Annotated in this window: 24 protein-coding genes and 1 riboswitch; of the genes, 21 read left to right on the top strand and 3 right to left on the bottom strand. The window is 38.8% G+C overall.

From position 1 onward, the window contains the following. Positions 1-13 precede the first annotated feature (13 nt). From BK577_RS05290 to mreB, 14 genes are all read left to right on the top strand, one after another. Positions 14-964 carry a carbohydrate ABC transporter permease gene (locus tag BK577_RS05290; RefSeq protein WP_078431979.1) on the top strand — a complete coding sequence of 317 codons (951 nt, stop codon included), beginning with the start codon at positions 14-16 and terminating at the stop codon, positions 962-964. A gap of 22 nt (positions 965-986) precedes the next feature. Further along, the gene (locus BK577_RS05285; RefSeq protein WP_078431978.1) at positions 987-1,805 is read left to right on the top strand and encodes a carbohydrate ABC transporter permease; all 819 of its coding nucleotides are present in this window, start codon (positions 987-989) and stop codon (positions 1,803-1,805) included. A 138-nt stretch (positions 1,806-1,943) separates the two neighbouring features. Next, positions 1,944-6,569 carry an Ig-like domain-containing protein gene (locus BK577_RS05280; RefSeq protein WP_169908111.1) on the top strand — a complete coding sequence of 1,542 codons (4,626 nt, stop codon included), beginning with the start codon at positions 1,944-1,946 and terminating at the stop codon, positions 6,567-6,569. 68 nt (positions 6,570-6,637) lie between these two features. Then, positions 6,638-7,933, top strand: a complete 1,296-nt coding sequence (locus tag BK577_RS05275; RefSeq protein WP_078431976.1) for an ABC transporter substrate-binding protein — start codon at positions 6,638-6,640, stop codon at positions 7,931-7,933. A 254-nt stretch (positions 7,934-8,187) separates the two neighbouring features. Then, complete coding sequence (locus BK577_RS05270; protein WP_026563132.1) at positions 8,188-8,481, top strand: WXG100 family type VII secretion target; 294 nt, start codon at positions 8,188-8,190, stop codon at positions 8,479-8,481. Between the two features lie 285 nt (positions 8,482-8,766). Further along, entirely contained in the window at positions 8,767-9,114 is a 348-nt protein-coding gene (locus tag BK577_RS05265) for a YwqH-like family protein (RefSeq protein ID WP_078431975.1), read from the top strand. A 32-nt stretch (positions 9,115-9,146) separates the two neighbouring features. Next, complete coding sequence (locus tag BK577_RS05260) at positions 9,147-9,443, top strand: YwqI/YxiC family protein (RefSeq protein WP_078431974.1); 297 nt, start codon at positions 9,147-9,149, stop codon at positions 9,441-9,443. Beyond that, positions 9,440-10,864 carry an LXG domain-containing protein gene (locus tag BK577_RS05255; RefSeq protein WP_078431973.1) on the top strand — a complete coding sequence of 475 codons (1,425 nt, stop codon included), beginning with the start codon at positions 9,440-9,442 and terminating at the stop codon, positions 10,862-10,864. Before BK577_RS05260 ends, BK577_RS05255 begins: the two co-directional genes overlap by 4 nt. Positions 10,865-10,893: 29 nt before the next feature. Beyond that, on the top strand, positions 10,894-11,217 hold the full coding sequence (locus BK577_RS05250; RefSeq protein ID WP_139367270.1) for a DUF4176 domain-containing protein: 324 nt from the start codon (positions 10,894-10,896) through the stop codon (positions 11,215-11,217). Next, entirely contained in the window at positions 11,201-11,542 is a 342-nt protein-coding gene (locus BK577_RS05245; protein ID WP_078431972.1) for a hypothetical protein, read from the top strand. Before BK577_RS05250 ends, BK577_RS05245 begins: the two co-directional genes overlap by 17 nt. 22 nt (positions 11,543-11,564) lie before the next feature. Then, positions 11,565-12,107, top strand: a complete 543-nt coding sequence (locus BK577_RS05240; protein ID WP_078431971.1) for a hypothetical protein — start codon at positions 11,565-11,567, stop codon at positions 12,105-12,107. Between the two features lie 85 nt (positions 12,108-12,192). Then, positions 12,193-12,816, top strand: a complete 624-nt coding sequence (locus BK577_RS05235; RefSeq protein ID WP_078431970.1) for a LysE family translocator — start codon at positions 12,193-12,195, stop codon at positions 12,814-12,816. 473 nt (positions 12,817-13,289) lie between these two features. Beyond that, positions 13,290-13,565 (top strand): sporulation transcriptional regulator SpoIIID, encoded by a 276-nt coding sequence (gene spoIIID, locus BK577_RS05230; protein ID WP_026563140.1) that lies wholly within the window; start codon positions 13,290-13,292, stop codon positions 13,563-13,565. Positions 13,566-13,719: 154 nt separating this feature from the next. After that, positions 13,720-14,721, top strand: coding sequence for a rod shape-determining protein (mreB, locus tag BK577_RS05225; protein WP_078431969.1), 1,002 nt, complete (start codon positions 13,720-13,722; stop codon positions 14,719-14,721). Positions 14,722-14,984: 263 nt separating this feature from the next. Here the strand turns inward: mreB and BK577_RS05220 are convergent, their stop codons facing one another. Then, the gene (locus tag BK577_RS05220) at positions 14,985-15,863 is read right to left on the bottom strand and encodes a hypothetical protein (protein WP_078431968.1); all 879 of its coding nucleotides are present in this window, start codon (positions 15,861-15,863) and stop codon (positions 14,985-14,987) included. A gap of 41 nt (positions 15,864-15,904) precedes the next feature. Further along, positions 15,905-15,993, bottom strand: a riboswitch (cyclic di-GMP riboswitch). A 185-nt stretch (positions 15,994-16,178) separates the two neighbouring features. Here BK577_RS05220 and BK577_RS05215 point away from each other — a divergent pair. From BK577_RS05215 to BK577_RS05195, 5 genes are all read left to right on the top strand, one after another. Further along, positions 16,179-17,015: a flagellar hook-basal body protein gene (locus BK577_RS05215; protein WP_078431967.1), complete on the top strand. Its 837-nt coding sequence runs from the start codon at positions 16,179-16,181 to the stop codon at positions 17,013-17,015. Between the two features lie 178 nt (positions 17,016-17,193). After that, positions 17,194-18,024 (top strand): flagellar hook-basal body protein, encoded by an 831-nt coding sequence (locus tag BK577_RS05210; RefSeq protein WP_078431966.1) that lies wholly within the window; start codon positions 17,194-17,196, stop codon positions 18,022-18,024. Positions 18,025-18,036: 12 nt separating this feature from the next. Continuing rightward, positions 18,037-18,318 carry a DNA-directed RNA polymerase subunit beta gene (locus tag BK577_RS05205; RefSeq protein ID WP_078431965.1) on the top strand — a complete coding sequence of 94 codons (282 nt, stop codon included), beginning with the start codon at positions 18,037-18,039 and terminating at the stop codon, positions 18,316-18,318. Between the two features lie 96 nt (positions 18,319-18,414). Next, positions 18,415-18,852 carry a 3-hydroxyacyl-ACP dehydratase FabZ gene (fabZ, locus tag BK577_RS05200; RefSeq protein ID WP_078431964.1) on the top strand — a complete coding sequence of 146 codons (438 nt, stop codon included), beginning with the start codon at positions 18,415-18,417 and terminating at the stop codon, positions 18,850-18,852. Between the two features lie 443 nt (positions 18,853-19,295). Then, positions 19,296-19,607, top strand: a complete 312-nt coding sequence (locus BK577_RS05195) for a hypothetical protein (protein ID WP_078431963.1) — start codon at positions 19,296-19,298, stop codon at positions 19,605-19,607. Positions 19,608-19,719: 112 nt separating this feature from the next. Here BK577_RS05195 and BK577_RS05190 read toward each other — a convergent pair whose 3' ends face one another. Together BK577_RS05190 and BK577_RS05185 are read right to left on the bottom strand one after the other, a co-directional pair. Beyond that, positions 19,720-20,151, bottom strand: coding sequence for a YwpF-like family protein (locus BK577_RS05190; protein ID WP_078431962.1), 432 nt, complete (start codon positions 20,149-20,151; stop codon positions 19,720-19,722). 75 nt (positions 20,152-20,226) lie between these two features. Continuing rightward, positions 20,227-20,637 carry a helix-turn-helix domain-containing protein gene (locus BK577_RS05185; RefSeq protein WP_078431961.1) on the bottom strand — a complete coding sequence of 137 codons (411 nt, stop codon included), beginning with the start codon at positions 20,635-20,637 and terminating at the stop codon, positions 20,227-20,229. 296 nt (positions 20,638-20,933) lie between these two features. Between BK577_RS05185 and BK577_RS05180 the strand changes: the two genes are divergently transcribed. Both BK577_RS05180 and BK577_RS05175 read left to right on the top strand, forming a co-directional pair. Then, complete coding sequence (locus BK577_RS05180; RefSeq protein WP_078431960.1) at positions 20,934-21,350, top strand: hypothetical protein; 417 nt, start codon at positions 20,934-20,936, stop codon at positions 21,348-21,350. A 263-nt stretch (positions 21,351-21,613) separates the two neighbouring features. Then, on the top strand, positions 21,614-22,294 hold the full coding sequence (locus BK577_RS05175) for a transaldolase family protein (RefSeq protein WP_026563149.1): 681 nt from the start codon (positions 21,614-21,616) through the stop codon (positions 22,292-22,294). Positions 22,295-22,344: the final 50 nt, after the last annotated feature.

The raw sequence follows: 22,344 nt of genomic DNA, 5'->3' as shown, positions 1-22,344 counted from the left end.
GAGGGTAACAAAAGTGAATGTGCCTAATGTATCGAGGAGATCCGGCTTAACAAATGCCAAAACAAAAAGGATCAAAGGAAGGTCTTCATTAAAGAATAAATATTTGCCGTATTTATTATTAGCACCCGTCTTTACGATGATTATTGTTGTTGTGTTTATCCCCTTGTTAACAACAATCATCTATAGCTTCCAATCCTACCGGTTAACAAATCAAGAAGAAAAAGCGACGTTTATCGGGTTCGATAACTATCTCACATTATTTCAAGATGAACGATTTATCTCATCTCTTATGACAAGTCTGATTTATATCGCTGGAAGTGTACTCGGAATGTTGATTTTAGCTTTGATTACGGCTCAAATAGCGAACCAGGCTTTTAAAGGAAGATCCATTTTTCGCTCGACCATTCTTTTGCCTTGGGCTGTTGCCCCGGTTGTGGCAGCACAAGCATGGAAATTTATGTTTGAAACAGACTTTGGAATCATTAATCACATCTTAACGTCAATAGGTGCGATTGAACGTAATATTCCGTGGCTTGTCACAGGTGATTATGCGATGGGGAGTGTCATTTTAACAAATGTTTGGAAAACAACGCCATTACTAACATTAATTATTATCTCTGGATTACAGACGATTTCCAAGGATCTCTATGAAAGTGCTGATATGGATGGAGCAAGTCCATTTAAAAAATATTATTATATCACTCTGCCTTTAATAAAACCTTTTATATTAATGGGACTCATTTTTACAACTCTACAGACAATCAATGTGATTGATATTATCTATGTCATGACAGGCGGTGGACCTGGTGAAGCGACAGAAATTTTCACCTTATATAACTATAAAGTATTTTTCCAATATCTTGACTTTGGTTTAGGTGGAGCAATGGCAGTTATCGGAGTAACAATCATCGGTATTTTAATCTTTATTTATGGTCGAAACATGAATAAACAAGTAAATCATTAAAAAATGGTCAGGAGGAAAGGGAATGAAAAAAAGGCAAGGTCTTTTATTCTGGATAGCCTTAATCGTTATTGTGCTCATCAATGTCATACCGTATTTTTGGACCATTTTAACGTCATTGAAGCAGCAGAATGAAATTTATAATGTCAAAATATTTCCCGAGAAACTGTATTTGGATAACTATATCCAGGTTATAACTGAAAGTGGATTTTTAGGAAATATTTTTAATAGCTTAGTTGTTTCCGGGTCAACTGCGTTAATTTGTATCCTGATCGGTGTTCCGGCTGCATATGCCTTTGCCCGGTTAAAATTTAAATTTCAAAATCTATTATTTATGTTGGTACTGTTCATAACGATTTTTCCGGGAATTTTTATTATCAGTCCATTATTTAGTTTTTTGAAGGAAATAGGTGCAATTGATACGTATTTTGCCCTTATTTTACCTTATGTTGCCTATTTCACTCCTTTGGTCGTTTGGATCTTAACAGGGTTTTTTAGAACGATTCCGGATGCATTGGAAGAGGTAGCGATTATGGATGGATGCGGGGTATTTAAGGTCATTACAAAAATTATCCTGCCGCTTTCTTTACCGGGAATCTTAACGGTAGGAATTATCGCCTTCACGTTATCTTGGAATGAATTCTTGTTCGCGTTAATTTTCACCTCTTCTGATAGTGCGAGAACCGTTCCTGTAGCGATCTCACAATTCCAGGGAGTTCATTCATTAAACTGGGGCCAAATGACTGCAGCTGCCATAACAGCTACCATTCCGATTGTGTTAATCTCCATTGCATTACAAAAATATATTATCAGCGGTTTAACAGCAGGTGCTGTAAAAGGATAATTTGTATCAATGTCATGTAAGGGGGTGATGATGGAACGCAGGGACAGGTACCTTGTCCCAGTTACAACTAGCAATAGAGTAAATTAAGTGTAAATGGTTCTAACGATAATAACGGCAATAAAGGGGAGGACAGTAAGCTTGAAGAGTCCAAAAAAGAAAGCGTTAGTAACAGTAATGAGTCTTGGGGTTTTATTTGGATCAATTCCAACGGCATTCGCAGACTATCAACCGGGAATACCGGAAGCAGTGGATCCGGGAACTCCTGAATACAAGGGGCTTGAACAACCGGTTCCTGCAGAGCCTGTGAAGTATGATCCCTCAAAAAGCATGCTGGAAGAAATTTATAAGGCGGATAAAGCAGCAGGCGGAGAATCGTACTGGATGGACCAAATTCTTGAGAGACCGGGTTCACAAGGGGGAAATGATTTATTTACACGGGGAAGAGCATTATACATGTTTACACACCAGCCAAATGTACTTGGCTTCGGTGGCGGCTATGCGTATAGAGAAATGCCAACAGGAAGTGCTCAAAATATGTATACCATCGCATTAACTGACACTTCATTATCAGAGGATGCTTCGAAACGAAAACAATATCCAAGTCATTGGCTAAGTGTACACAATGCGGACGGACTTACCGTTCAGCAGAAAAAATTCATTACGTATAACAATGTCGCTGTGACCATTTTGGATATTGAAAATACTGGTGACTCAGACGTAACCAAAACAGTGAACGTATCATCTCCAATCGTAAATAAACCTTCAAAGGATGGGAAGGAATTAACAGGAGTCCAAAAGGCAAGATATGATTTAACAACGATGTATCTGAGGTTAAGTGGAGAAGGCATGACAGTTGATGGAACAAAGCTGACAAAGTCGATCACACTAAAACCCGGTGAATCAGCAACGGTAAAAGTTCAAATGGGGGTAACAACAAAAGAAATACCAGCGTCATTAACTGATTATGAGAAATTCGCTGAGTATGATGCAAACAAGGCTTTTTCAACTCAACTTGATGAATACAACAAATGGTGGTCTGAGAATGTGCCTTATATTGATATTCCAGATCAAAATATTAAGAAGATGTCATACTATCGTACATTTTTAAACAGATTCAATTACGTAGATGCCAATATTCCCGGCAATGATTTTCAATTTCCGGTATCGATTGAAGGTGTGTTAGGTTACAACAATGCCATACAACTAACACAGCCTATGCATATGCAGGACTTAAAATATTTCCGAAATCCTATTTATTCATATGGTAACTGGGTATCATCAGGCGAAAGCTCAAAATACTCCGCATTTCAGGATAACCCGGGAGATCCTGCTCATTGGAATAATACATATGAGCAATGGATCGCAGATGAAGCGTGGGAATCATATAAAGTCCATGGAGGAGATAAAAAAATCCTTAACAATCTTGCCCGTTACGCGGAAGGCGATGTGAAAGGTCAATTAGATAAATATGATACAAATGGTAACTATCTTGTCCAATATGATTGGGGTTCCTTGACCGGAAATGATGCAGATGCTGTCGCCTTGAATTGGAAGGACAGAGATCAAGACCGAACAGATCAAAGTGCATTCAACTATTCAGGCGCTTTAGCAGCAGCAGAAATTTATACGATCCTCGGAAACGATACGAAAGCAGAAGAAATGAAGCAGTTATCAGAAAACATGAAAGAGTCCATATTAACAATCCTTTGGGATGATTCAGAAGGAGAAAATGGTAAAGTCTTTAAACAAAAGGACATCGAATCAGGTGAATTGGTCCCTTGGAAAGATCAACAAAACTTCTCACCATTTACTCATGAAGTTGTTCCAAATACAGATGAGTATAAACAGGCATTACGTTTTTATGCGGATAAGGGGCAATTCCCGATTATGCCGTTTTTCACAGCCAACCAATTCGATAAAAAGCTGGCGGAAGAGGCTGGAGTTGGCGGAAGTAATAACTTTTCAAATATCAACTCAACCCTTCAAGCGAGGCTGTATGCGACAGCAATCCGTAAGTATCCGTCGGAATACATCACTCCTGACATGTATCGAAAACTAATCGAATGGCTGACATGGACACAATATGTTGATGGTGACAACAGATTTCCGGATAACAATGAATTCTGGAATAGCTATGATGAAGAAACAAAGAAACTAAACTACAGATCATGGATTCATCATAATATCCTTGGTGCCTACAACTTCTCAATTATTGAGGATATCGCAGGAATGCAGCCGCGTGAGGATGAAATCCTGGAATTGTGGCCAATCGATATGGGATATGAATACTTCACGGTTAATAACTTACGATATCATGACAGTGATTTAACGATTGTCTGGGATAAGCCGGATGGAACAAAACACTATGGAGAAACACCAGAAGGATATTCAGTTTACCTTGACGGACAACGTGTATTAACGGTTGACGACCTTGTTCACCTAACATACGACTCCAAATCCGGAACCGTCACAATCGAAGATGACACAAGCAATGCAAAAGTTACCTACAATCAGGCAAAAGGAATGAAGAAAGCAACTGATGTCACACTTTCAGAGAATGCTAGAGCAGTAGATATGTTCCAAAAAGCAGGTGTTGATTTAACAACAGAAACAGGTGATGCGCAAAACCTTGCAAAAGGAAAATCAGTGTCAGCTTCCTATACATCAAAAGGTACCAAGTCTGAAGATCTGACAAAAGTGGAAAACGCTGTTGACGGATTCACCGTAAGCGGACTGCCAACAACTCGTGGAAACCATTATGCAGCACCAAATCCAATCTGGGGGACAAAAGACTCTCCAAATGAAAAGGATTGGTACGAAGTAGACTTTGGTGAACCAACATCATTCGATAATGTGAAATTGTATTTCTATAGTGACAAAGAGCGGAAAAATTACAAAGAACCGCTTCATTATACAATTCAATATCTTGAAGGAACCGAGTGGAAGAGCATTCCGATGCAAAAGAAAAGTCCACTTCAAGCAAACTTAAATGAAGTCAGGTTTAACAAGGTAACAGCGCAAAAAATGAGAGTTCTTATGACTCCATATCCGGAATTCGATATGGGATTGAAGGAAATTCAAGTATTTGAAACCGGAATTGAAGTTCCTGTAGAACCAAACAAGGCACCAAATGTGGACATTCAGCATGATGACAGCTATAACCAAGTCATGAAGGAACGATTGGTAGCGACAGTTTCCGATGATAGTCAACCACTTGATTTTCCTGAATTAACTTGGAGTAAAAAGTCTGGCCCTGGATCTGTTGTATTTTCTGATCTCCACTCTGTCAGCACTGTAGCAAGCTTTTCAGAGGAAGGAACCTATGTCATCACACTAACAGCGGATGATGGAGAATTGTCTACAACGGCTGACTATGAAGTAATAATTGAGAAACAAGATGTTAATTTAGGATTAGATGCAACACCATCCACATCATATATCTCTTCATGGGAGGATATCAATGCCATTAATAATGGGATCGATCCAAAAAACTCAAGAGATAAAACCGGTGGTGCATATGGAAACTGGAATAACTCTTCAAAAACACAGTGGGTTCAATATACATGGGATTATCCGGTCGTCATCAATCAGTCATCCGTATATTGGTGGACGGACGGCGGAGGAATTCAAATGCCAGAAGGATATACACTTCAATACTTGGATAAAGATGATGCAACATGGAAGGATGTAGAAGTCATCTCAGGTTTGAAAGTTGAACCTGATAAATACAATACAACAGCATTCAAACCAGTTGAAACAAAAGCACTCCGTATGACAATTACACGCGGAACGCAATGGACAGGAATTTTGGAATGGAAGGTATTAGAGCCTCCTGTCACAGCGATTAATCCTAACGATGTGAAGGTGCGTGTTCTTAAAGGGGAACGTCCGGAACTACCTGAAACCGTTCAGAAAGTCTTTGACGAATATACACAGGAAGTCAATGTGACATGGGATGCAATTAGTGATGAACAATTACAACAAGGTGATACCGAAATAAACATCTGGGGCGCTTTGGAATCCTCATACCACATGATTCCGGCAACTGTGTATGTAAGAACAGAAGAAAGTGTGACGATTAACACAATCACTGAAGAAACAGTCACAACCTACGCAGGAGTCGAACCAACATTACCAAAGGTAGTCGAAGTTCAATACAATGATGGCTCATGGGACAATATGAATGTTAGCGTCAAATGGGATCCAATCGATTCAGAACAATATTCAAAAATAGGCACGTTTACGGTGAATGGAACTGTCGAAGGTACTGACAAAAAAGCAGTTGTGAGGGTCACTGTAAAGCCAACAAATGACTATTTTCATAAATTAATTGAACAGGCCAAATCGATTTCAAATGAAAATGGCGAATATACCGAAGAATCGTACCAAGCTTTACAGGAATCTATTAAGGCTGCTGAATCTCTGGGCACAATCGAATCAGAAAAAGAACTAACTGCTGCCATTACAGCCCTTCAAAAAGCAATCAAAGATTTAGTTAAAATCACCATGACATATGAAAAGCTGGCAGAACTCACCAAAACATATGTATCTGAATATGGAGCACCAGGATCACATGGAATCACAAATTCTTTAGTGAAAAAACTGGAGAATGCTAAGAAAGCAAGTGATCGTGGAAAAGTTGAGGAAGCGAACGAATTGCTGCAAGACTATATTGATGCAGTTTTCACTCATAGCGGGAAAAAGGTATCAAAAGAGCATGCCGAGGAATTAATGAAGTGGGCTGAAAAATTGCTAACTGACTAATGATTCTCTTCCGTGCAGAAGAAATTCTGCCCGGAAGCTTTGTTTAAAAACATTAAGGGGGAGTTCGAATGGCTAAGACATTAAAGAAACTATCCATGTTTATGTTATTATTTTCACTTCTACTTGTAACTGCTTGTAGCAATGGGGGAGAAAAATCAAGCGGTGATGGCAATGCATCTGAAAACAAAAACTCTGTCACTATTCGCATGGCTGTCTTTGAAAACGATCCAAACGGAATGATGGAAAAAGCCAGACAAAAGTTTAATGAAGAACATGACGATATCACACTTGAATTTACGCCAATGTCCAATGATGCCTCACAAATGCATGATCAAACCGTTACACAGCTTTCTGCAGGCTCTGAAAACTTGGATATCGTAAACATGGACGTTGTGTGGACAGCGGAATTTGCTGAATCAGGCTGGTTATTACCTCTTGATGACCGATTTACGGAAGACCTTCAATCCAATTATATTGGCCGTCAAGTTGACTCTGTCAAATACAATGACAAAACATGGGCAGTACCTTGGTTCAATGATTTACACCCATTATGGTACCGTACAGACTTATTAGAAAAGTATAATAAAGAAGTACCTGAAACGTATGAAGAGGCAGTGGAAGTTGCTCAAGAAATTTCAGAAAAAGAAGGAATTCAAGGGTTCACTATGCACTGGGGACGTTCAGAGCAATTGATTGTAAGCTTTACAGAATTCCTCCATGCGAAAGGCGGGGACTTCTTTGACGAAGAAGGCAATGTCATCATTAATAGTCCGGAAGCTGTCGAAGCTCTACAATTCATGGTCGATATGATTGACAAATATGAAGTTGTTTCCTCCTCTGCAATCGGACATTCAACTCCGGAGGACTCCAGAATACCGTTCACGCAAGGCCAGGCACTATTTAACCCGAACTGGGGATATGTCTATTCCATTAACCAAGCAGACGACTCAGCTGTTAAAGATAAAACATGGGTAGCAAGCAACTTCATGTTTGAAGGCGGACAAAAAGCAAACTCCGTCGGCGGCTGGAACTTTGCGATCTCAAGCAGCTCAAAACACCCTGACGAAGCGTGGAAAGTCATCGAGTGGTTCACATCATTCGATAACCAAAAAGAAATGCTCATAGGTGGAGGATACGCCGGAACACAACTGGCTCTCTACGAAGACGCAGATGTAATCAAAGCAGCACCATACTTAGAAGAATACACAAAAGCATTCGAAGACGCATCCGTCAGACCAAGTCATCCACAATACTCCAAAATGTCAGACATAGCACAATCATCCATCCACCAAGCACTATCAGGAGAACTAACACCAAAAGAAGCACTAGACGAACTAGCCAAAAAACTCGAAGACATCGAGTAGGGACAGGGGGACAGGTACCTTGTCCCTTTTGTCATGGCGGGTCAAGGTACCTGTCCCCCCGTCCCGCAGCTAAGACCATTGTCATGCTTGAGCAGCAAAGAAAGTTAAGTCAAAAATCATATAGAAATATAGATACCTAATTCAATAGATTCGTTTTTCTTTACAAATGGAAATATTCATTTGTTTATCTGGATGAATATGGTATTTGTAGTATGTATGAAAAATAACTACATAATCCATAAGGAGTGAATAGCATGTCAGGTATTATCCGTGTAACCCCGGCTGAACTGATCAGTATGGCCAATCGTTATTCAAGTGAAAGCAGTCAAGTTGGAGAACAAGTCTCCCGCTTAGATACGATGATTCGTGAGCTTGAAGGTATGTGGGAAGGTGAATCAAGCAGAGCATTCAGCGAACAATACCAATCATTAAGACCATCATTCATCCAAATGCAACAACTACTTGAAGACATTTCAACTCAACTTAACAGCACATCAAAAGCACTCGAAGACGCCGACCAACAAATCGCCGGCCAAATCAGAGGATAAGAGGGACAAGGGGACAGGTACCTTGTCCCTTTCCGTATGGGGGGACAAGGTACCTGTCCCCCCGACCCACACCCAACCTAGGAAAAACCGCCTACATCACCTCCTCCGAAAAATCCATCATTCTCACCATTCTTACAGTTTTTAACTATGTTATAGTTGAAAAGATTGGGAAATTTTGAATGTAATTGGGTTTAATTGATCCCGGTTAGGGTATATAAAAGTGTTTTAACGATTTGAAATGAACAATACATAGATAAGTCAGTAAAAGTAAAGAGGGAGATTACATTGTCTTTATTTTATTATTATGGGCTTTTAAGGAAGAAACAAGAACAGCTACAACGACTGCAAGACTGCCAAAGTCAGCTGCAAGGCATTAAGCAGGAGTATTTGAATTATAACCAATCGGTTACCACCCCTGAGCTAACATCTACTACATGGCAAGGATCACTTGCCGACAAATTTGAGGATATTCGAACGGAAGGAATTCTTGTTTCCTACCAGGATCTTGAATCTACTCAACTCTCCAATGCTTTTTCAACCATTAACAGCAAAATGAGTAGTTTAAAAAGCGAAATCCTATCACTAAAGCAAACCATTCATTCTCTTGAATTAGAGATGCTGGAAGATGAATAATAACCAAAATAAAAAGTAAGGTAGAGATCATAATGGGAGAAATCAAATTTCAATATCATGATATAGAGCGTGTAGTAAAGGGAATGACAGGGGCTTCAACTTCTCTGGATCCCTCATTCCCAAAAGATGTTGTGAAAAATAATCAATTGGATATCACCAAGAAAATAGAAGAGATTAATAAGTCACTAGAACAGATCATGACCAATTATCAACAGCTTTTAGCGCAAAATGAAGCAATGGTCACATCCTCTGTTGAGGCGATGAAAGCAACGGACGAATCGTTAAAAACATCCATGCTGCTACAAGGTGTTGCGGAGGTAGAGAAATGAAAGTATTAGATGTATCTGACTTACATGCATCACTTGATGAAACAATCCAGGCAGTTAATGAAAAAATAGAAGGATTGGAAGCCATCGAAAAATCGATTGCTGAGCTGATTAATTTGGAGGGTTCGTTTACAGGAAAAGGGGCAACAGCGATTAAAAGCTACTACCAATCTTGTCATCAGCCCTTTTTATTCAAGCTGAAACAAATGCTAACTTCCTATAAAACAAAACTAACAAACTGCAAAAGCCAAATGAATGGCTTTGAATCTGATCAAACGGGACATATCAACCAGGATTTTTTACAAGGTGAGCTAACAAATAAGCTTACAGCTGTTCAAAACTATACAAATGATGTAACAGCCGATGCGAACCAATACATCTCGAATATATCAGATATTGTATCAGTCGATCTGTTGGACGACGGTGAAGTCAATCAGCAGGTGGAACAAGCAAAAAAATCAATCGATAACACAATAACAGATTTAGAAGACTTTGATGGAGAGAGCACATCTTCATTAGAGGAATTATCTGCTGATTTAGCGATATTAACAGCTTACTTGGAAGAAATGGGCACAAAGGCAGCTGTGAACCCTCGAAGTCTCGAAAACTTCCATCCATTACAGGCACTTTTGAATCCGACACATGCCCTGTTAATGGGAAGCATTCGTTCAACACCAATGCATCTCATGACAAATGGATCACTCGCAGCAAATCGTTCGACACAATCTATTTATGCCTATAACTCTTATTCAATGACACCTTATCAATGGCTAGGGTTAAATTTCACCCCGACTACAAGCAAAACATCTGAGAAAGAAGTGGAGAAAACATCCCCATACTTAGTGGGAGACACAGTTGAAAATGGTGATTTCACCTTTGAAGCCGGCGCAGGAAAAGTAGAGAATGATTGGTCGGGATATGGTGATGGAGATGGACAGGTCGGTGGCAGCAGTAAGTTAACTGGTATTCATACGGGAGTTAAGCATGATACAGGTGTAATGGATTCTAGCTTTGACCTGCAAATTGGGGCAGCAGAAGCTCAAGCAAGTGTAGGGGGACAAAGTGTTTTTCCATTAGTAAAAGCTGGAGGGACAGTCTATGCAGCAGAAGTAAAAACACAGCTTGATAAAGAAATAGACTATGTCGGTCGTACAGGCTTACAAGCCAAAGGAGAGGTCCTAAAGGCGAATGCCTACGCAGGAGTTGACAATGCTTCAGTCGGTATCGCTGCTAAGGCGTCAGTAGCAGAGGGAGAGGTTTCAGGAATATTGCCGATTCCTTTTATTGATTACAACATCAAGGGTACAATCGGCGGTTCAGCATTTGGTGTTGGAGGCGAAGCAAAAATCGGAAAAGAAACAATGCTTGATCTCCGGTTTATACTTGGAATTAAACTAGGATTCAGTGTCGAAAAAGCAGAATAATCCTTCTTAACGAAAGGAGCAACAATCATATGAGAAATGAAATAAATTCGATTAACATCGACAAAGGAACAGAGTTACTACCAATTGGTACGGTTGTGTTAATAGAAGCAATTGTTCAACCAATTATGATATATGGAAGAATGCAGCAGCAGGCAGATCAAGAGGAAAAAGTGTGGGAGTATGTCGCATGCCCTTACCCGCAAGGACATATTTCAGATGAAACAAATGTGTTTTTTAATCATGAACAAATTAAACAAGTCATTTTCAAGGGATTCGAATCTGAAGGTGAAAAACTCATGAAGGAAAAACTACTTTCATTAAAAAAAGGTACACATCATGAAGGCGATCATTAATTGGTTTATTGCCCCATATAAAACAGTACGGTCAGAATTACACCTTTTTTCAAATTTAAAAAATCAAGACACAACTTCAAATGAAGAAAAGATGAGAATTTTCCAGCTGCAACTGTTTAACATTCTTTTACTAGCGGTTTACACATTGTTTTTCGGTGCCTTTTTTGTGTATATCGGCCTACTTTTTGTAGTGGGTTGGTATGCTCTCTCAGGCATCATCGTTGGTCTGATTATGATGAGTTTAATCAAATTAACACAAGAGAAAAGGTATTTGAAACGTCGTGATGCGTTTATTAAAAATGACCCGACAATCATCAAATCTTAAGCAGTAGAAAGGATAGGTTCAGGTGAAAAAACTTAGTATCATCCTCGCGATGATGTTCATGCTCATAGCCTGTAGTAATGACACTACTTCAGAAAAACAACCTGATGCAGAAAATTCTACAGAAAATGAGCTATCATACGAAGAAAAACAAAAAGAAATTGTTGATTTTATCAACGAAGACATGAACGAAATAGCAAGCTATGAAACAAAAGCAAATGAAGCGTTGGCAACCGTATCCGGTGAAAATTTCAAAAACGATGAAGAGCTACATAGCGTTTTAACAAGTGAAGTTATTCCTGAATTCGAAAAAGCCATTGAAACAGCAGAATCTCTGGAAGTAAACGTCGATGAACTTGAGCCAATTAAAGACAAATTGGAAGAAGCATTAGGTATTTATTATGATGCTCTGTTGCTCGAGAAAGAGGCATTAGAAAAAACAGATCAGGAATTGATTGAGCAGTCAAATGCAAAAGGTGAAGAATATATGAAGGCTCTCAATGAATATCATGAAAAAATGGAAAAACTGGCTACAGAATACGAAATTGACTATGAGAGAACACAATAAAACATGATTAAAGCTCAGATCTTTTGATTTTGAGCTTTTTTACGTTGTTATGGTAAAATTCACATTAAGAAAGCGGGGGATAAACATGGACTTTCTATCAATACTTTCTTTTTTAGGTGCTGCAATCGTTCTGACTCTTATGCCGGGACCAGATAACTTGTTCACTTTGGCACAAGCAATAGCAAAAGGAAAAAATGCAGGGATCTTCACGACACTTGGTCTTTGCACAGGATTATTAGTTCATATTGCTGCTGCGACCATCGGAATATCAGCTGTTATTTATCAATCAGCCCTGGCTTTCACTGTCGTAAAATATGCAGGAGCAGCATATTTGTTGTTCTTGGCATATAAGTCCTTTAGAGAAAAAAGTTCAAGCTTTAATCTGAACAATGAGGACTCTTTAGACTACAAAGCTTTATACAAAAAAGGTGTCATCATGAATCTTTTAAACCCAAAGGTCTCTTTATTTTTCCTGGCATTTTTCCCGCAGTTTATTCAATATGAGAATGGAAATGTATCCATGCAAATGCTGATCTACGGCATTCTATTTTTAATCCAAGCTTTAGTCATTTTCACGTTAATAAGTTTGTTTGCTGGAAAAGTCGGTTATTTTCTACGTAAAGATGCATCTTTATCAAAGAAGATTAATTTAATTCAAGGTGCCCTGTTCACACTTATAGGGTTGAAAATTGCCTTTAGCCAAAAATAAAAAGGAGTGGTCTGACTACTCTTTTTTATTTTTACATATATTACCTCCTCGCTAAAAAAACTTTGAGACTTAGTCATATCGTCCATCTTCCAAAATATAATAAAAGGTATGCCTCCAACTCATCACTCCACCCGTCGACAAATTTCTCGGGAAATAAATCTCACAATGAATTGAAAATAAAGTGCTGAAAAAAATAAAAAAACCCCGATTTCCTTGCTCAAACCATATGAAAATGAAAAAAAATAAATAAAACCCTTGTCCCTCCTGACTTTTCTAGCATATATCTTAATCCAAGCTAATAAAATGTTACAAACCTATCAAAGAGAGTGTTTGAGGTGAGGGATCGTGAGTGTAATTTTTAATCGCTGTAAAAGAGGCAACATACGATCATCTAAGAGAAATTCAGCCAAAGTGTCTTGGTATGCGAGTCTCATTTCACACTTCTCACATCCATATTAGGGAGGTCGAGTGGTGTGCACGATTACATCAAAGAACGCACAATCAAGATTGGGAAGTATATCGTGGAGACAAAGAAAACAGTTCGCGTTATTGCGAAGGAGTTTGGTGTTTCCAAAAGTACCGTTCATAAGGATTTAACGGAAAGGTTACCTGAAATTAACCCTGATCTTGCGAATGAAGTAAAGGAAATACTTGATTACCATAAATCAATCAGACATTTGCGGGGGGGAGAAGCAACAAAGCTAAAGTACAAGAAGGACGAGATTTTAGAAGAAGAACCAGTGAAATAAAGGAAATTCTATCAGCTTTAAGTAAATCGACAATTCCCTACATACTTACCTGAAAATTTTTTACAAAATCATACTATTTTTGCGAATTTGTGATAAAATAGGTAATTAGGTCAGTATTTCGGATATGAAGATTTGCAAGGAGGATATAGATAGAATGTTTGCGAGGGATATTGGTATAGATCTTGGTACGGCTAACGTACTTATTCATGTGAAAGGGAAGGGAATTGTGTTAAACGAGCCTTCCGTTGTTGCCCTGGACAAAAATACTGGTAAGGTACTTGCCGTTGGTGAAGAAGCAAGACGTATGGTAGGACGTACTCCTGGGAATATTGTTGCGATTCGCCCATTAAAAGACGGTGTTATTGCAGACTTTGAAGTAACAGAGGCAATGTTAAAACACTTTATAAATAAGTTGAATGTAAAAGGATTACTTTCAAAACCGCGTATGCTGATTTGCTGCCCAACGAATATTACATCTGTTGAGCAAAAAGCAATTAAAGAAGCTGCTGAAAAAAGCGGCGGAAAAAACGTATTCCTTGAGGAAGAGCCGAAGGTAGCAGCGATTGGTGCCGGCATGGACATCTTCCAACCTTACGGAAACATGGTTGTTGATATTGGCGGTGGAACTACAGATGTCGCTGTGCTATCAATGGGCGATATTGTCACCGCCTCTTCCATTAAAATGGCTGGGGACAAGTTTGACGCGGAAATTTTAAATTACATCAAAAAAGAGTACAAGCTCTTGATTGGTGAGCGTACTGCAGAAGACATTAAAGTCAATGTAGCAACGGTATTCCCAGGCGCACGTAATGAAGAAATTAGTATTCGTGGTCGTGACATGGTAACAGGATTACCTCGCACAATTACAGTCAACTCAACAGAAGTTGAATTAGCACTTCGCGAACCAATTGCTGCCATTGTACAAGCTGCTAAAAGTGTCCTAGAAAGAACTCCTCCAGAACTTTCAGCAGACATCATTGACCGCGGCGTCATCCTAACAGGCGGCGGAGCTCTACTCAACGGCTTAGACCAACTTTTAGCCGAAGAACTAAAAGTACCTGTACTAGTAGCCGAAGCACCAATGGACTGCGTCGCAATCGGAACAGGAATCATGCTGGACAACATGGACAAACTACCACGCAAAAAATTTGGATAATACATGGTAAGAACCTGCCTGGGGCAGGTTCTTTTTTGGTGGTCTGAGGGTGGTCCAGGGGGACAGGTTCCTTGTCCCAAGTTGTGTAGGGTATACTAACAGTGTCGATTCATAACGAAATTTGTCTAATAGTAAATAAAATCGAATAATCGAAAATAAACTTGTGAAAAACGTAAATAAATATTCAAAAAAGATAAATATAATCCCAAAATCGAAAATAAAGTGGGTCAAGGGACCTGTCCCCCCGACTCACTCACTCTTCTTTACTCCAACTCCATCCAACTTCCCACATGATGAACGGCAATTCCTTTAAAACTCGAATACTCCTTATAAGCTTCAGAAACAAGCGTAAGTTCTTGGTTCATTACGTTTTGGCCTTCTTCATAAAACGTTAGAAAGCCGTCATTGCTGCCCAAGTTCATCGTTTCAACTGCAATCGTAACATCCTTATTAAGTGATGCTGCGAGGCTCATTTCATAGTTAGTCAATTCTATTATGCCGTTAGGTCCAACAGCCTTATCCCGATACGCCATAATCGTGACTTCACTTGTATTGTTGATTACCCATTGAGCGAGATTGCCTTTACCGTATTTGTTTTTCACATTCATTTCATCAAACCAGAAAGGAATATCAGCAGCAAATGGAATGCCGAGTGATTTCGCAGTGTCTGAAGCAGCTAAAATGACACCTTGGTATTTAAGTACAGCTCCGTTGTAATTTGTTGTCCACTGTGAAGTGAGGTATGGCTCAACGTCAAGATGGATGCCGGAGAAATTTTCATCCTCTGCTGCATCTGCTTGGTATGTAGTCACCCAGTTCAAAAAATTAAGAAAAGGTTTTGATGAAGGCCCCCACTCAGGTGCACCGTCAAGCGCATAAACCTTTATTCCGCGGGTTGTAGCTTCTTTAATAAATTGCTTATATTGGTCAACCTTAATCGATCGATTAATTTGTAAATACACGTGAGAAACTTGTTTTTCTTCTAGAAATTGTAATGTTACTGCACGATTTGTCACGATTTGATTCGTATCCCAGAGCCAAGTAGAGTACTCTGTATTCGTGCTGGCACTTGCTTTGTTGTTCACACCTGCTACTCCTGCCACAAACAAAATAAAAGCAAACATCATAATAAGTTTTTTCATCTCACTCTTCTCCTTTTTTAAGCCCATGGCTCAAAAAGGAGCCTGGCAACTTGGCGACCGTGCAATGTAAACATTGGGTAGGCCCATAGCTTTGCGTCCTTGCCTTTCGACAAGTTTGCCCTTATCAGATTTTCTTTATTATATAGACAAGCTTATTAAAAAGAAATAAAAATATTTTTTCCCTAAAAACTAACAAAGGAAATATGAAAAAATGTGATGAGAAAACAGTCGTTCTCCTTTATAATGGAAAATAGGGAATTCTGTCGAAAAGAATTCATATGATCGGAAAAAAACACGTTTAAGGTGGGGGAACTCTTGTTAAGAGGTTTATATACAGCAACTGCCGGCATGCTAACACAGCAGCGCCGAACTGAAATGTTATCAAATAATATGGCAAATGCCAATACAGCAGGATATAAAGCAGATCAATCAACAATCCGCGCTTTTCCTGAAATGCTATTGCAGCGAATGGAAAATAAGACACTTCCAACTGGTAATGGAATGAATGTACCAGGAATGCAAACAATCGGCTCTCTTAACACAGGGTCTTATGTACAGGAAATTAAGAGTCCTTTTCTACAAGGTGGTTTAAAAGAAACAGGGTTGGTAACTGATGTTGCATTAGTAGAAGAAAATGTCCCGCTAAATCCTGAAACAAATGTAAAAGGTTCATTATTCTTCGCTGTCCAAAACCAAGCTGGTGAAGAACGTTATACGCGCAATGGCCACTTTACACTTGATGATAATGGTCTTTTACTTTCTGACGGTAATCCAGTACTTTCAACAACAGGACAACCAATTTCCATTCAATCCGGAGAATTCAGCGTAACAGAAGCTGGTGACGTACTAGTAAACGGACAAACTATCGCTCAAATCGACGTTCGCTTCTCAGCAGACGTACGTAATCTTGTCAAAGAAGGAAACGGCATTTACCGCACATCAGACGGACAAGCACTTCCAACAGCAATTGACAATGGTGACATTCAATACAATTTAAAACAAAAATATTTAGAAAACTCAACCGTTGATATCGGACGAACATATACAGATATGATGACAGCTTATCGCTCATTTGAAGCAAATCAAAAGGTGTTGCAAGCATATGATAAAAGTATGGAAAAGGCCGCTAATGAAATTGGCCGCTTATCATAGGATTAGAAAACTTAAGCTCTTGTACTTAGTTTAGGTGTCTAGCTACAGCGCCTAGCCCCTCGAGGTCATAAGCCAATTTGGAATTGAAGGCAAAGAACGCCTCCTATTCCAAATCGTCTTATTTGCCTGAGGCTGACCAAGGCGCTTGCGCTTTTCTAATAATAGGGGGAAATAACAGATGTTACGCTCAATGATTACAGCGACTAATACAATGGGTCAGCTCCAAAAGCAGCTTGATCAAATTGGCCACAACTTAGCAAATATTGATACACAAAGCTATAAAAGAACGGAAACATCCTTTTCAGAATTAGTACGTCAGCAATTTAATAATCAAGGAAATGCACTAGAAGAAAGAGAAGAAGAACGATTTGGTACAGAGCTAGGAATTAGACAGGGAACAGGCGCTAAACTAAATAAAAGTGTTGTGTTTACACAAGGCAGCATCAAACAAACAGGCAGGTCACTTGATATTGCTTTTACCTCACCAGATCAGTTTTTACAAATTGATGTAAATGGGCAAATTAATTATACAAGAGATGGTGCTTTATATTTATCACCTGCAACGGACGGCAGCAATCAGCTCTTACTATCAACAGCATCGGGTAACCTTGTTTTGGATGAAAATCAAAATCCAATCAGGTTAAATGATTCTTTTAAAGAGCTTGTGATTTCAAAAGATGGTACGATCACAGCTGTGCCGAGAAATGAAAATGAGCAACCACAGGAATTTCAGTTGGGTGTTGTTCAAGTAGATCGTCAGCAAATGCTGAGTCAGTTAGGAAATAATCTGTACGGATTAAAAGATCTCGGTGACATGCAAATCGAAGACGTATTAACCTACTTAGATGGTGCAGGTGTCTCTTTACAGCAAGGTGCACTTGAAATGTCCAATGTTGATTTAACAAAGGAAATGACCGATTTAATGATCTCACAGCGCTCATACCAAATGAACGCAAAGTCCATCACACTTGGCGACCAAATGCTGGGATTAATTAACGGCGTAAGATAGGAGTTTAGTCTATTGGTAGCAAAAGAAACGACAAAAGCGGTCAGTCGAGAAGAAATAAAAAAAGCTAAGAAAAAACAAGAAGAAAAAAGCAATAAACAAGAAGCCTCAAAAGTAAAATTACGCATCCGACTTATCCCAATTTGGCTGCGAGTCATCCTCGTGATCCTATTTATGGCCATCAGCTTAATCGTTGGACTAATAGTCGGATATGGTGTAATCGGCAACGGAAATCCAGAGGATGCCCTTAATAAATCGACCTGGCAGCATATTATTGACTTGGTTGAAAAAGAGTAATATTCCATATATACTTTGCTAAAGGAAGGTGAAAACCTTCCTTTTGTCGTACATAGTAAAGAAGCGTGAAAATAAGTTTAAAGGAGATTCCTACATATGTTAGATATTAACGAAATCAAAGACATTATCCCACACCGTTATCCATTTTTATTAGTAGATCGCATCTTGGAAGTAGAGGAAGGACTAAAAGCAATCGGCATCAAAAACGTCTCTGCCAACGAAGAGTTTTTCAATGGACATTTCCCGGACTACCCGGTTATGCCGGGCGTACTAATCGTTGAAGCACTAGCACAAGTTGGCGCAGTTGCCATCTTGAAAAAAGAAGAAAACCGCGGAAGACTAGCATTCTTCGCCGGAATTGATAACTGCCGCTTCAAGAGACAAGTAAAACCAGGTGACCAACTACGCCTTGAGGTTGAAATCATTCGCCTAAGAGGCTCACTCGGAAAAGGAAAAGCCATCGCAACCGTTGACGGCGAAGTCGCATGTGAAACAGAAATCATGTTTGCACTAGGTGAGAAAAAAGAAGCGTAAGATCTTTAAGATTGTCCTTCATGGGTTTCCATGAAGGGCTTTTTAGGTTTTTAGAAGATATGAGGGACAAATTAAGCTGTAAGGGGGAAGAAAAGTCTCTCATAGCACTGATGGATGAGGGTCAAACCAAGAGGAATGTGGATTGAAAAAGTCTTTCATAGCTCTGATGAAAGACAAAACCAAATAGCAAAAGAGAAGAAAGCTTCTTCATCCCCTCGATGAAAGACAAACCCACCCACAAACCCAAAAGAAAAGTCCTCCATCCACAACCCACCTAGGCCATTTGCCCCTTTTTCCCTCAAAAAGGTTTCACTAATAGAAAACCTGTCTAAATAAAGCATAACGACCGAAAATATTGAAAAAATTAGAATGAAAATCATGGTGGCGGGAAACATAATCAAAGACCGGGTTAAAAATTTGGTTAAGATGAAAGGGGATTCAGTATGAAAAAAAATTGGCTATTAACTTTATCAGGTTCTCTTCTTGCAGCAATGCTTGTGACAGGTTGTGCGGCTGATGACGAAGATCCAGCACCTCCAGAGGATACAACTGAAAACGATACAGTAGAAGAGAATGTGGAAGAAGGCGTGAATGAAGGCGGAGATGCAGTAGAAGAAGGCATGAATGAAGGAAAAGATGCAGTAGAGGAAGGCGCTGAAGAAGGCGAAAACATGCTGGAAGAGGGCGCTGAAGAAACGGATCAAATGATGGAAGAAGGCAACGTTGACGATAACAACAAGGACAAAAACGAATAATCGTTAATCATGTCTTTCTGCAAAAAGGCTAACCCAATAAGTTGCTAGGGTTAGCTTTTTTGTTTATCCTCTTTATGTCCATAAAAAAAAGGCTCCACCAAACGTGCAGCCCTTACATCTTTGTTGAATATTCACGTTGCTGAATGGTTTCCTTAAAAGCATTCATTAAAGCATTGCCGGACAATCCCTGATCTATTAATGACTCCAAAAGTTCTTCAGGTCGATACTGAGGTCTTGATGTTAATAATCGACCGTCAAAAAGAACGGAGACAGATTCATCGAGCACTGTAATCGTGTTAACGCTTGCTGAGATCTTCGCTGGGGCATTGCTTACTTTTGATATCGTCACAAACATTTTAAATGTACGGTCAGCTTCTTTATGTTCCTCGAAAAAAGGTAAATACTCCTTTGATATTAACGCCTCAATTAACCATGAATTTTCGCCATCTTCTTTGTTAATGACAAGACCGTCAAGTAAAGGAATGTTTTTTGCTTCAGCTGATTGATCGTCAATTTTTAATCCGACAAGCTTGAACGTTTTCATCATTATCATCCCCGCTAGCTTATTTTACTCTAGTATACCACAAGGTCACTAAGAATCCGGAATAGGGGGATGGGATTATTCGGAAATCCTTGATGAATTCTCAACTACCCGAAAAATTGTATCTTCAATAAGCTTACGGTGCTTTGTTTTTACCTGTAAGAGCTGTTGTAAGCTTTGCGTCATTTTTGGATTTTTAATTAAATAGTCAACAACATGAGAGACAGAGCCATCAGCTTGATACTTCCCGTAAACCTCATATAAATAGTCATTTGTTTGCTCATCTCGGCCAATTAAGTGATCAATGCTTACATGAAAAGCATCGCTTAATGCTAATAAATAGGACAAATCCGGTTCCTGCTCACCTGTTTCAAGTCTTGTGATAACTGGTCTGGAAACATTGATTTTTTCTGCCAATTGCTCCTGTGACCATCCGTTTTGCTCTCGATAAAATTTAAGATTCATTTGGAATTTTTCTAACTCTCTCATTGAACCAACAATTCCCTTCTCCAAGCTTACTGTTATCGTAAAGTAGAATAGATAGAGGGGATGTTCGAATCTAAGACAATATGTAAAATGTTCATATTACGGACAAATATAGATATTTAGACCTATTTTAAGGAAACTCAAAAAATATGAAGAAAGATGGAGACAAGCCATACTTTTTCCGCGGATATCGTTATTTTTCGTAATATATCAACACAAATGAAATGTAGCAATTAGCTCATATGGAATATACTTACAGTGGGACTTACAGATAAAAATAAGAGAAATGAGGGTAAAAGATGAAAAAGTATAAGCTGAAGTCAATCTATCTAAAACAAAATGCAAACAATCCACTACAAGTAAAAGAAAGTGATACACAGGACCTTGTCGTCCTTAGAGTAGGAGATCATAAAGTAGGAACAAATAACTATCATCATTTCCGGGTACCAGTTCATGCGACAGTCGATATTCGGTATGAAGCCACTGACCAAAAAAGCATCCTTAGATTAATCTTTCAGCAAGATCAACGTAACCTGTCTATTCAGTACTTTACACGGGATAAAGACGGACAACACTACATAGACACACCTCTTAATGATGAACTCATTCAATCAAAGGCCTTTCAACGTATTCTTCAAAGTATTAACTTCTCAGGCAAAAATCATTTTTCATACCTTGTTAACCCTATACAACGATTAAAGGATCAACCGTTTTAAACATAACTAAATGTTAACTTAATAACCTAAAGTAAAAAGAGAAGTGTTGAGTGCACTTCTCTTTTTAGTTTTTTACTAAACGCTATAACCCAATTGCATCAACATATTAGTCCATTTCAGTAAGGCAAGCTCATTCAAAGAAAAAATAAATAATAAAAAAACACTTGAAATTCAGAATGCGTTTTCATATGATAATAACAAAGGTAACTACTTTTTATAAAAGGTCATTATGAATATAATTATTTATTACGGAGGGAAATAAAATGAAATATTTTTTAGACAGTGCCAAAATTGAGGAAATTAAATACGCATATGAAAATTGGGGTATTGATGGCGTTACAACAAACCCGCGTCATATTATGACGAGCGGAAAGTCATTCTTAACTGTTTTAGATGAAGTAGGAAGTGAATTTAAAGGGGTAGAAAATTTTCCAATTTCAGCGGAGATCAATCCGCATTTGGATGATGCAAAAGAAATGGTTCAGGAAGGGAAAAAGATTGCTGCTCTTTCATCAAACTTTATTATTAAAATACCTTGTACAGAGCCAGGGCTAATCGCTGCTAGAGAACTAGAAAAAGAGGGAGTTCGTACGAATATTACGCTTGTTTTTTCTCCTTCACAGGCTTTACAGCCGGCAAGAATTGGAGCGAAATTTGTTTCGCCATTTGTAGGCTGGAAGGAAAATAGCGGGGAAGATACAAATCAATATATTAAAGATATTGTTGATATCTATAAGGGATATAACTATGATACAGAAATCATCGTTGCGGCACTTCGTAACGGAAAACAAATTGTTGATGCGGCGAAAGCTGGAGCACATATTGTAACATGCGGATTTGATGTATACAAAAACAGCTTTTATCATGCATTTACGGATTACGGCTTGGATGTTTTCCGTAAGGCTTGGGACAATACTGTACAAGAAGAAATTGTTTTAAAATAAAAAGGCTATTAAGATCCCTCAAAGGTACCTATCTTTATTCTTTGAGGGAC

Source organism: Metabacillus halosaccharovorans (assembly GCF_002019635.1).
Lineage (GTDB): Bacteria > Bacillota > Bacilli > Bacillales > Bacillaceae > Metabacillus > Metabacillus halosaccharovorans.
The sequence above is the reverse complement of the archived record's forward strand: the minus strand, read 5'-3'. Positions and strand labels throughout refer to the sequence as shown.

Coding starts and splice junctions, on each gene's coding strand:
- BK577_RS05285 (WP_078431978.1), top strand. CDS start 987: ATGAAAAAAAGGCAAGGTCTTTTATTCTGGATAGCCTTAATCGTTATT.
- BK577_RS05275 (WP_078431976.1), top strand. CDS start 6,638: ATGGCTAAGACATTAAAGAAACTATCCATGTTTATGTTATTATTTTCA.
- BK577_RS05270 (WP_026563132.1), top strand. CDS start 8,188: ATGTCAGGTATTATCCGTGTAACCCCGGCTGAACTGATCAGTATGGCC.
- BK577_RS05260 (WP_078431974.1), top strand. CDS start 9,147: ATGGGAGAAATCAAATTTCAATATCATGATATAGAGCGTGTAGTAAAG.
- BK577_RS05255 (WP_078431973.1), top strand. CDS start 9,440: ATGAAAGTATTAGATGTATCTGACTTACATGCATCACTTGATGAAACA.
- BK577_RS05250 (WP_139367270.1), top strand. CDS start 10,894: ATGAGAAATGAAATAAATTCGATTAACATCGACAAAGGAACAGAGTTA.
- BK577_RS05245 (WP_078431972.1), top strand. CDS start 11,201: ATGAAGGCGATCATTAATTGGTTTATTGCCCCATATAAAACAGTACGG.
- BK577_RS05235 (WP_078431970.1), top strand. CDS start 12,193: ATGGACTTTCTATCAATACTTTCTTTTTTAGGTGCTGCAATCGTTCTG.
- mreB (WP_078431969.1), top strand. CDS start 13,720: ATGTTTGCGAGGGATATTGGTATAGATCTTGGTACGGCTAACGTACTT.
- BK577_RS05220 (WP_078431968.1), bottom strand. CDS start 15,863: ATGAAAAAACTTATTATGATGTTTGCTTTTATTTTGTTTGTGGCAGGA.
- BK577_RS05210 (WP_078431966.1), top strand. CDS start 17,194: ATGTTACGCTCAATGATTACAGCGACTAATACAATGGGTCAGCTCCAA.
- fabZ (WP_078431964.1), top strand. CDS start 18,415: ATGTTAGATATTAACGAAATCAAAGACATTATCCCACACCGTTATCCA.
- BK577_RS05195 (WP_078431963.1), top strand. CDS start 19,296: ATGAAAAAAAATTGGCTATTAACTTTATCAGGTTCTCTTCTTGCAGCA.
- BK577_RS05190 (WP_078431962.1), bottom strand. CDS start 20,151: ATGAAAACGTTCAAGCTTGTCGGATTAAAAATTGACGATCAATCAGCT.
- BK577_RS05185 (WP_078431961.1), bottom strand. CDS start 20,637: ATGAGAGAGTTAGAAAAATTCCAAATGAATCTTAAATTTTATCGAGAG.
- BK577_RS05180 (WP_078431960.1), top strand. CDS start 20,934: ATGAAAAAGTATAAGCTGAAGTCAATCTATCTAAAACAAAATGCAAAC.
- BK577_RS05175 (WP_026563149.1), top strand. CDS start 21,614: ATGAAATATTTTTTAGACAGTGCCAAAATTGAGGAAATTAAATACGCA.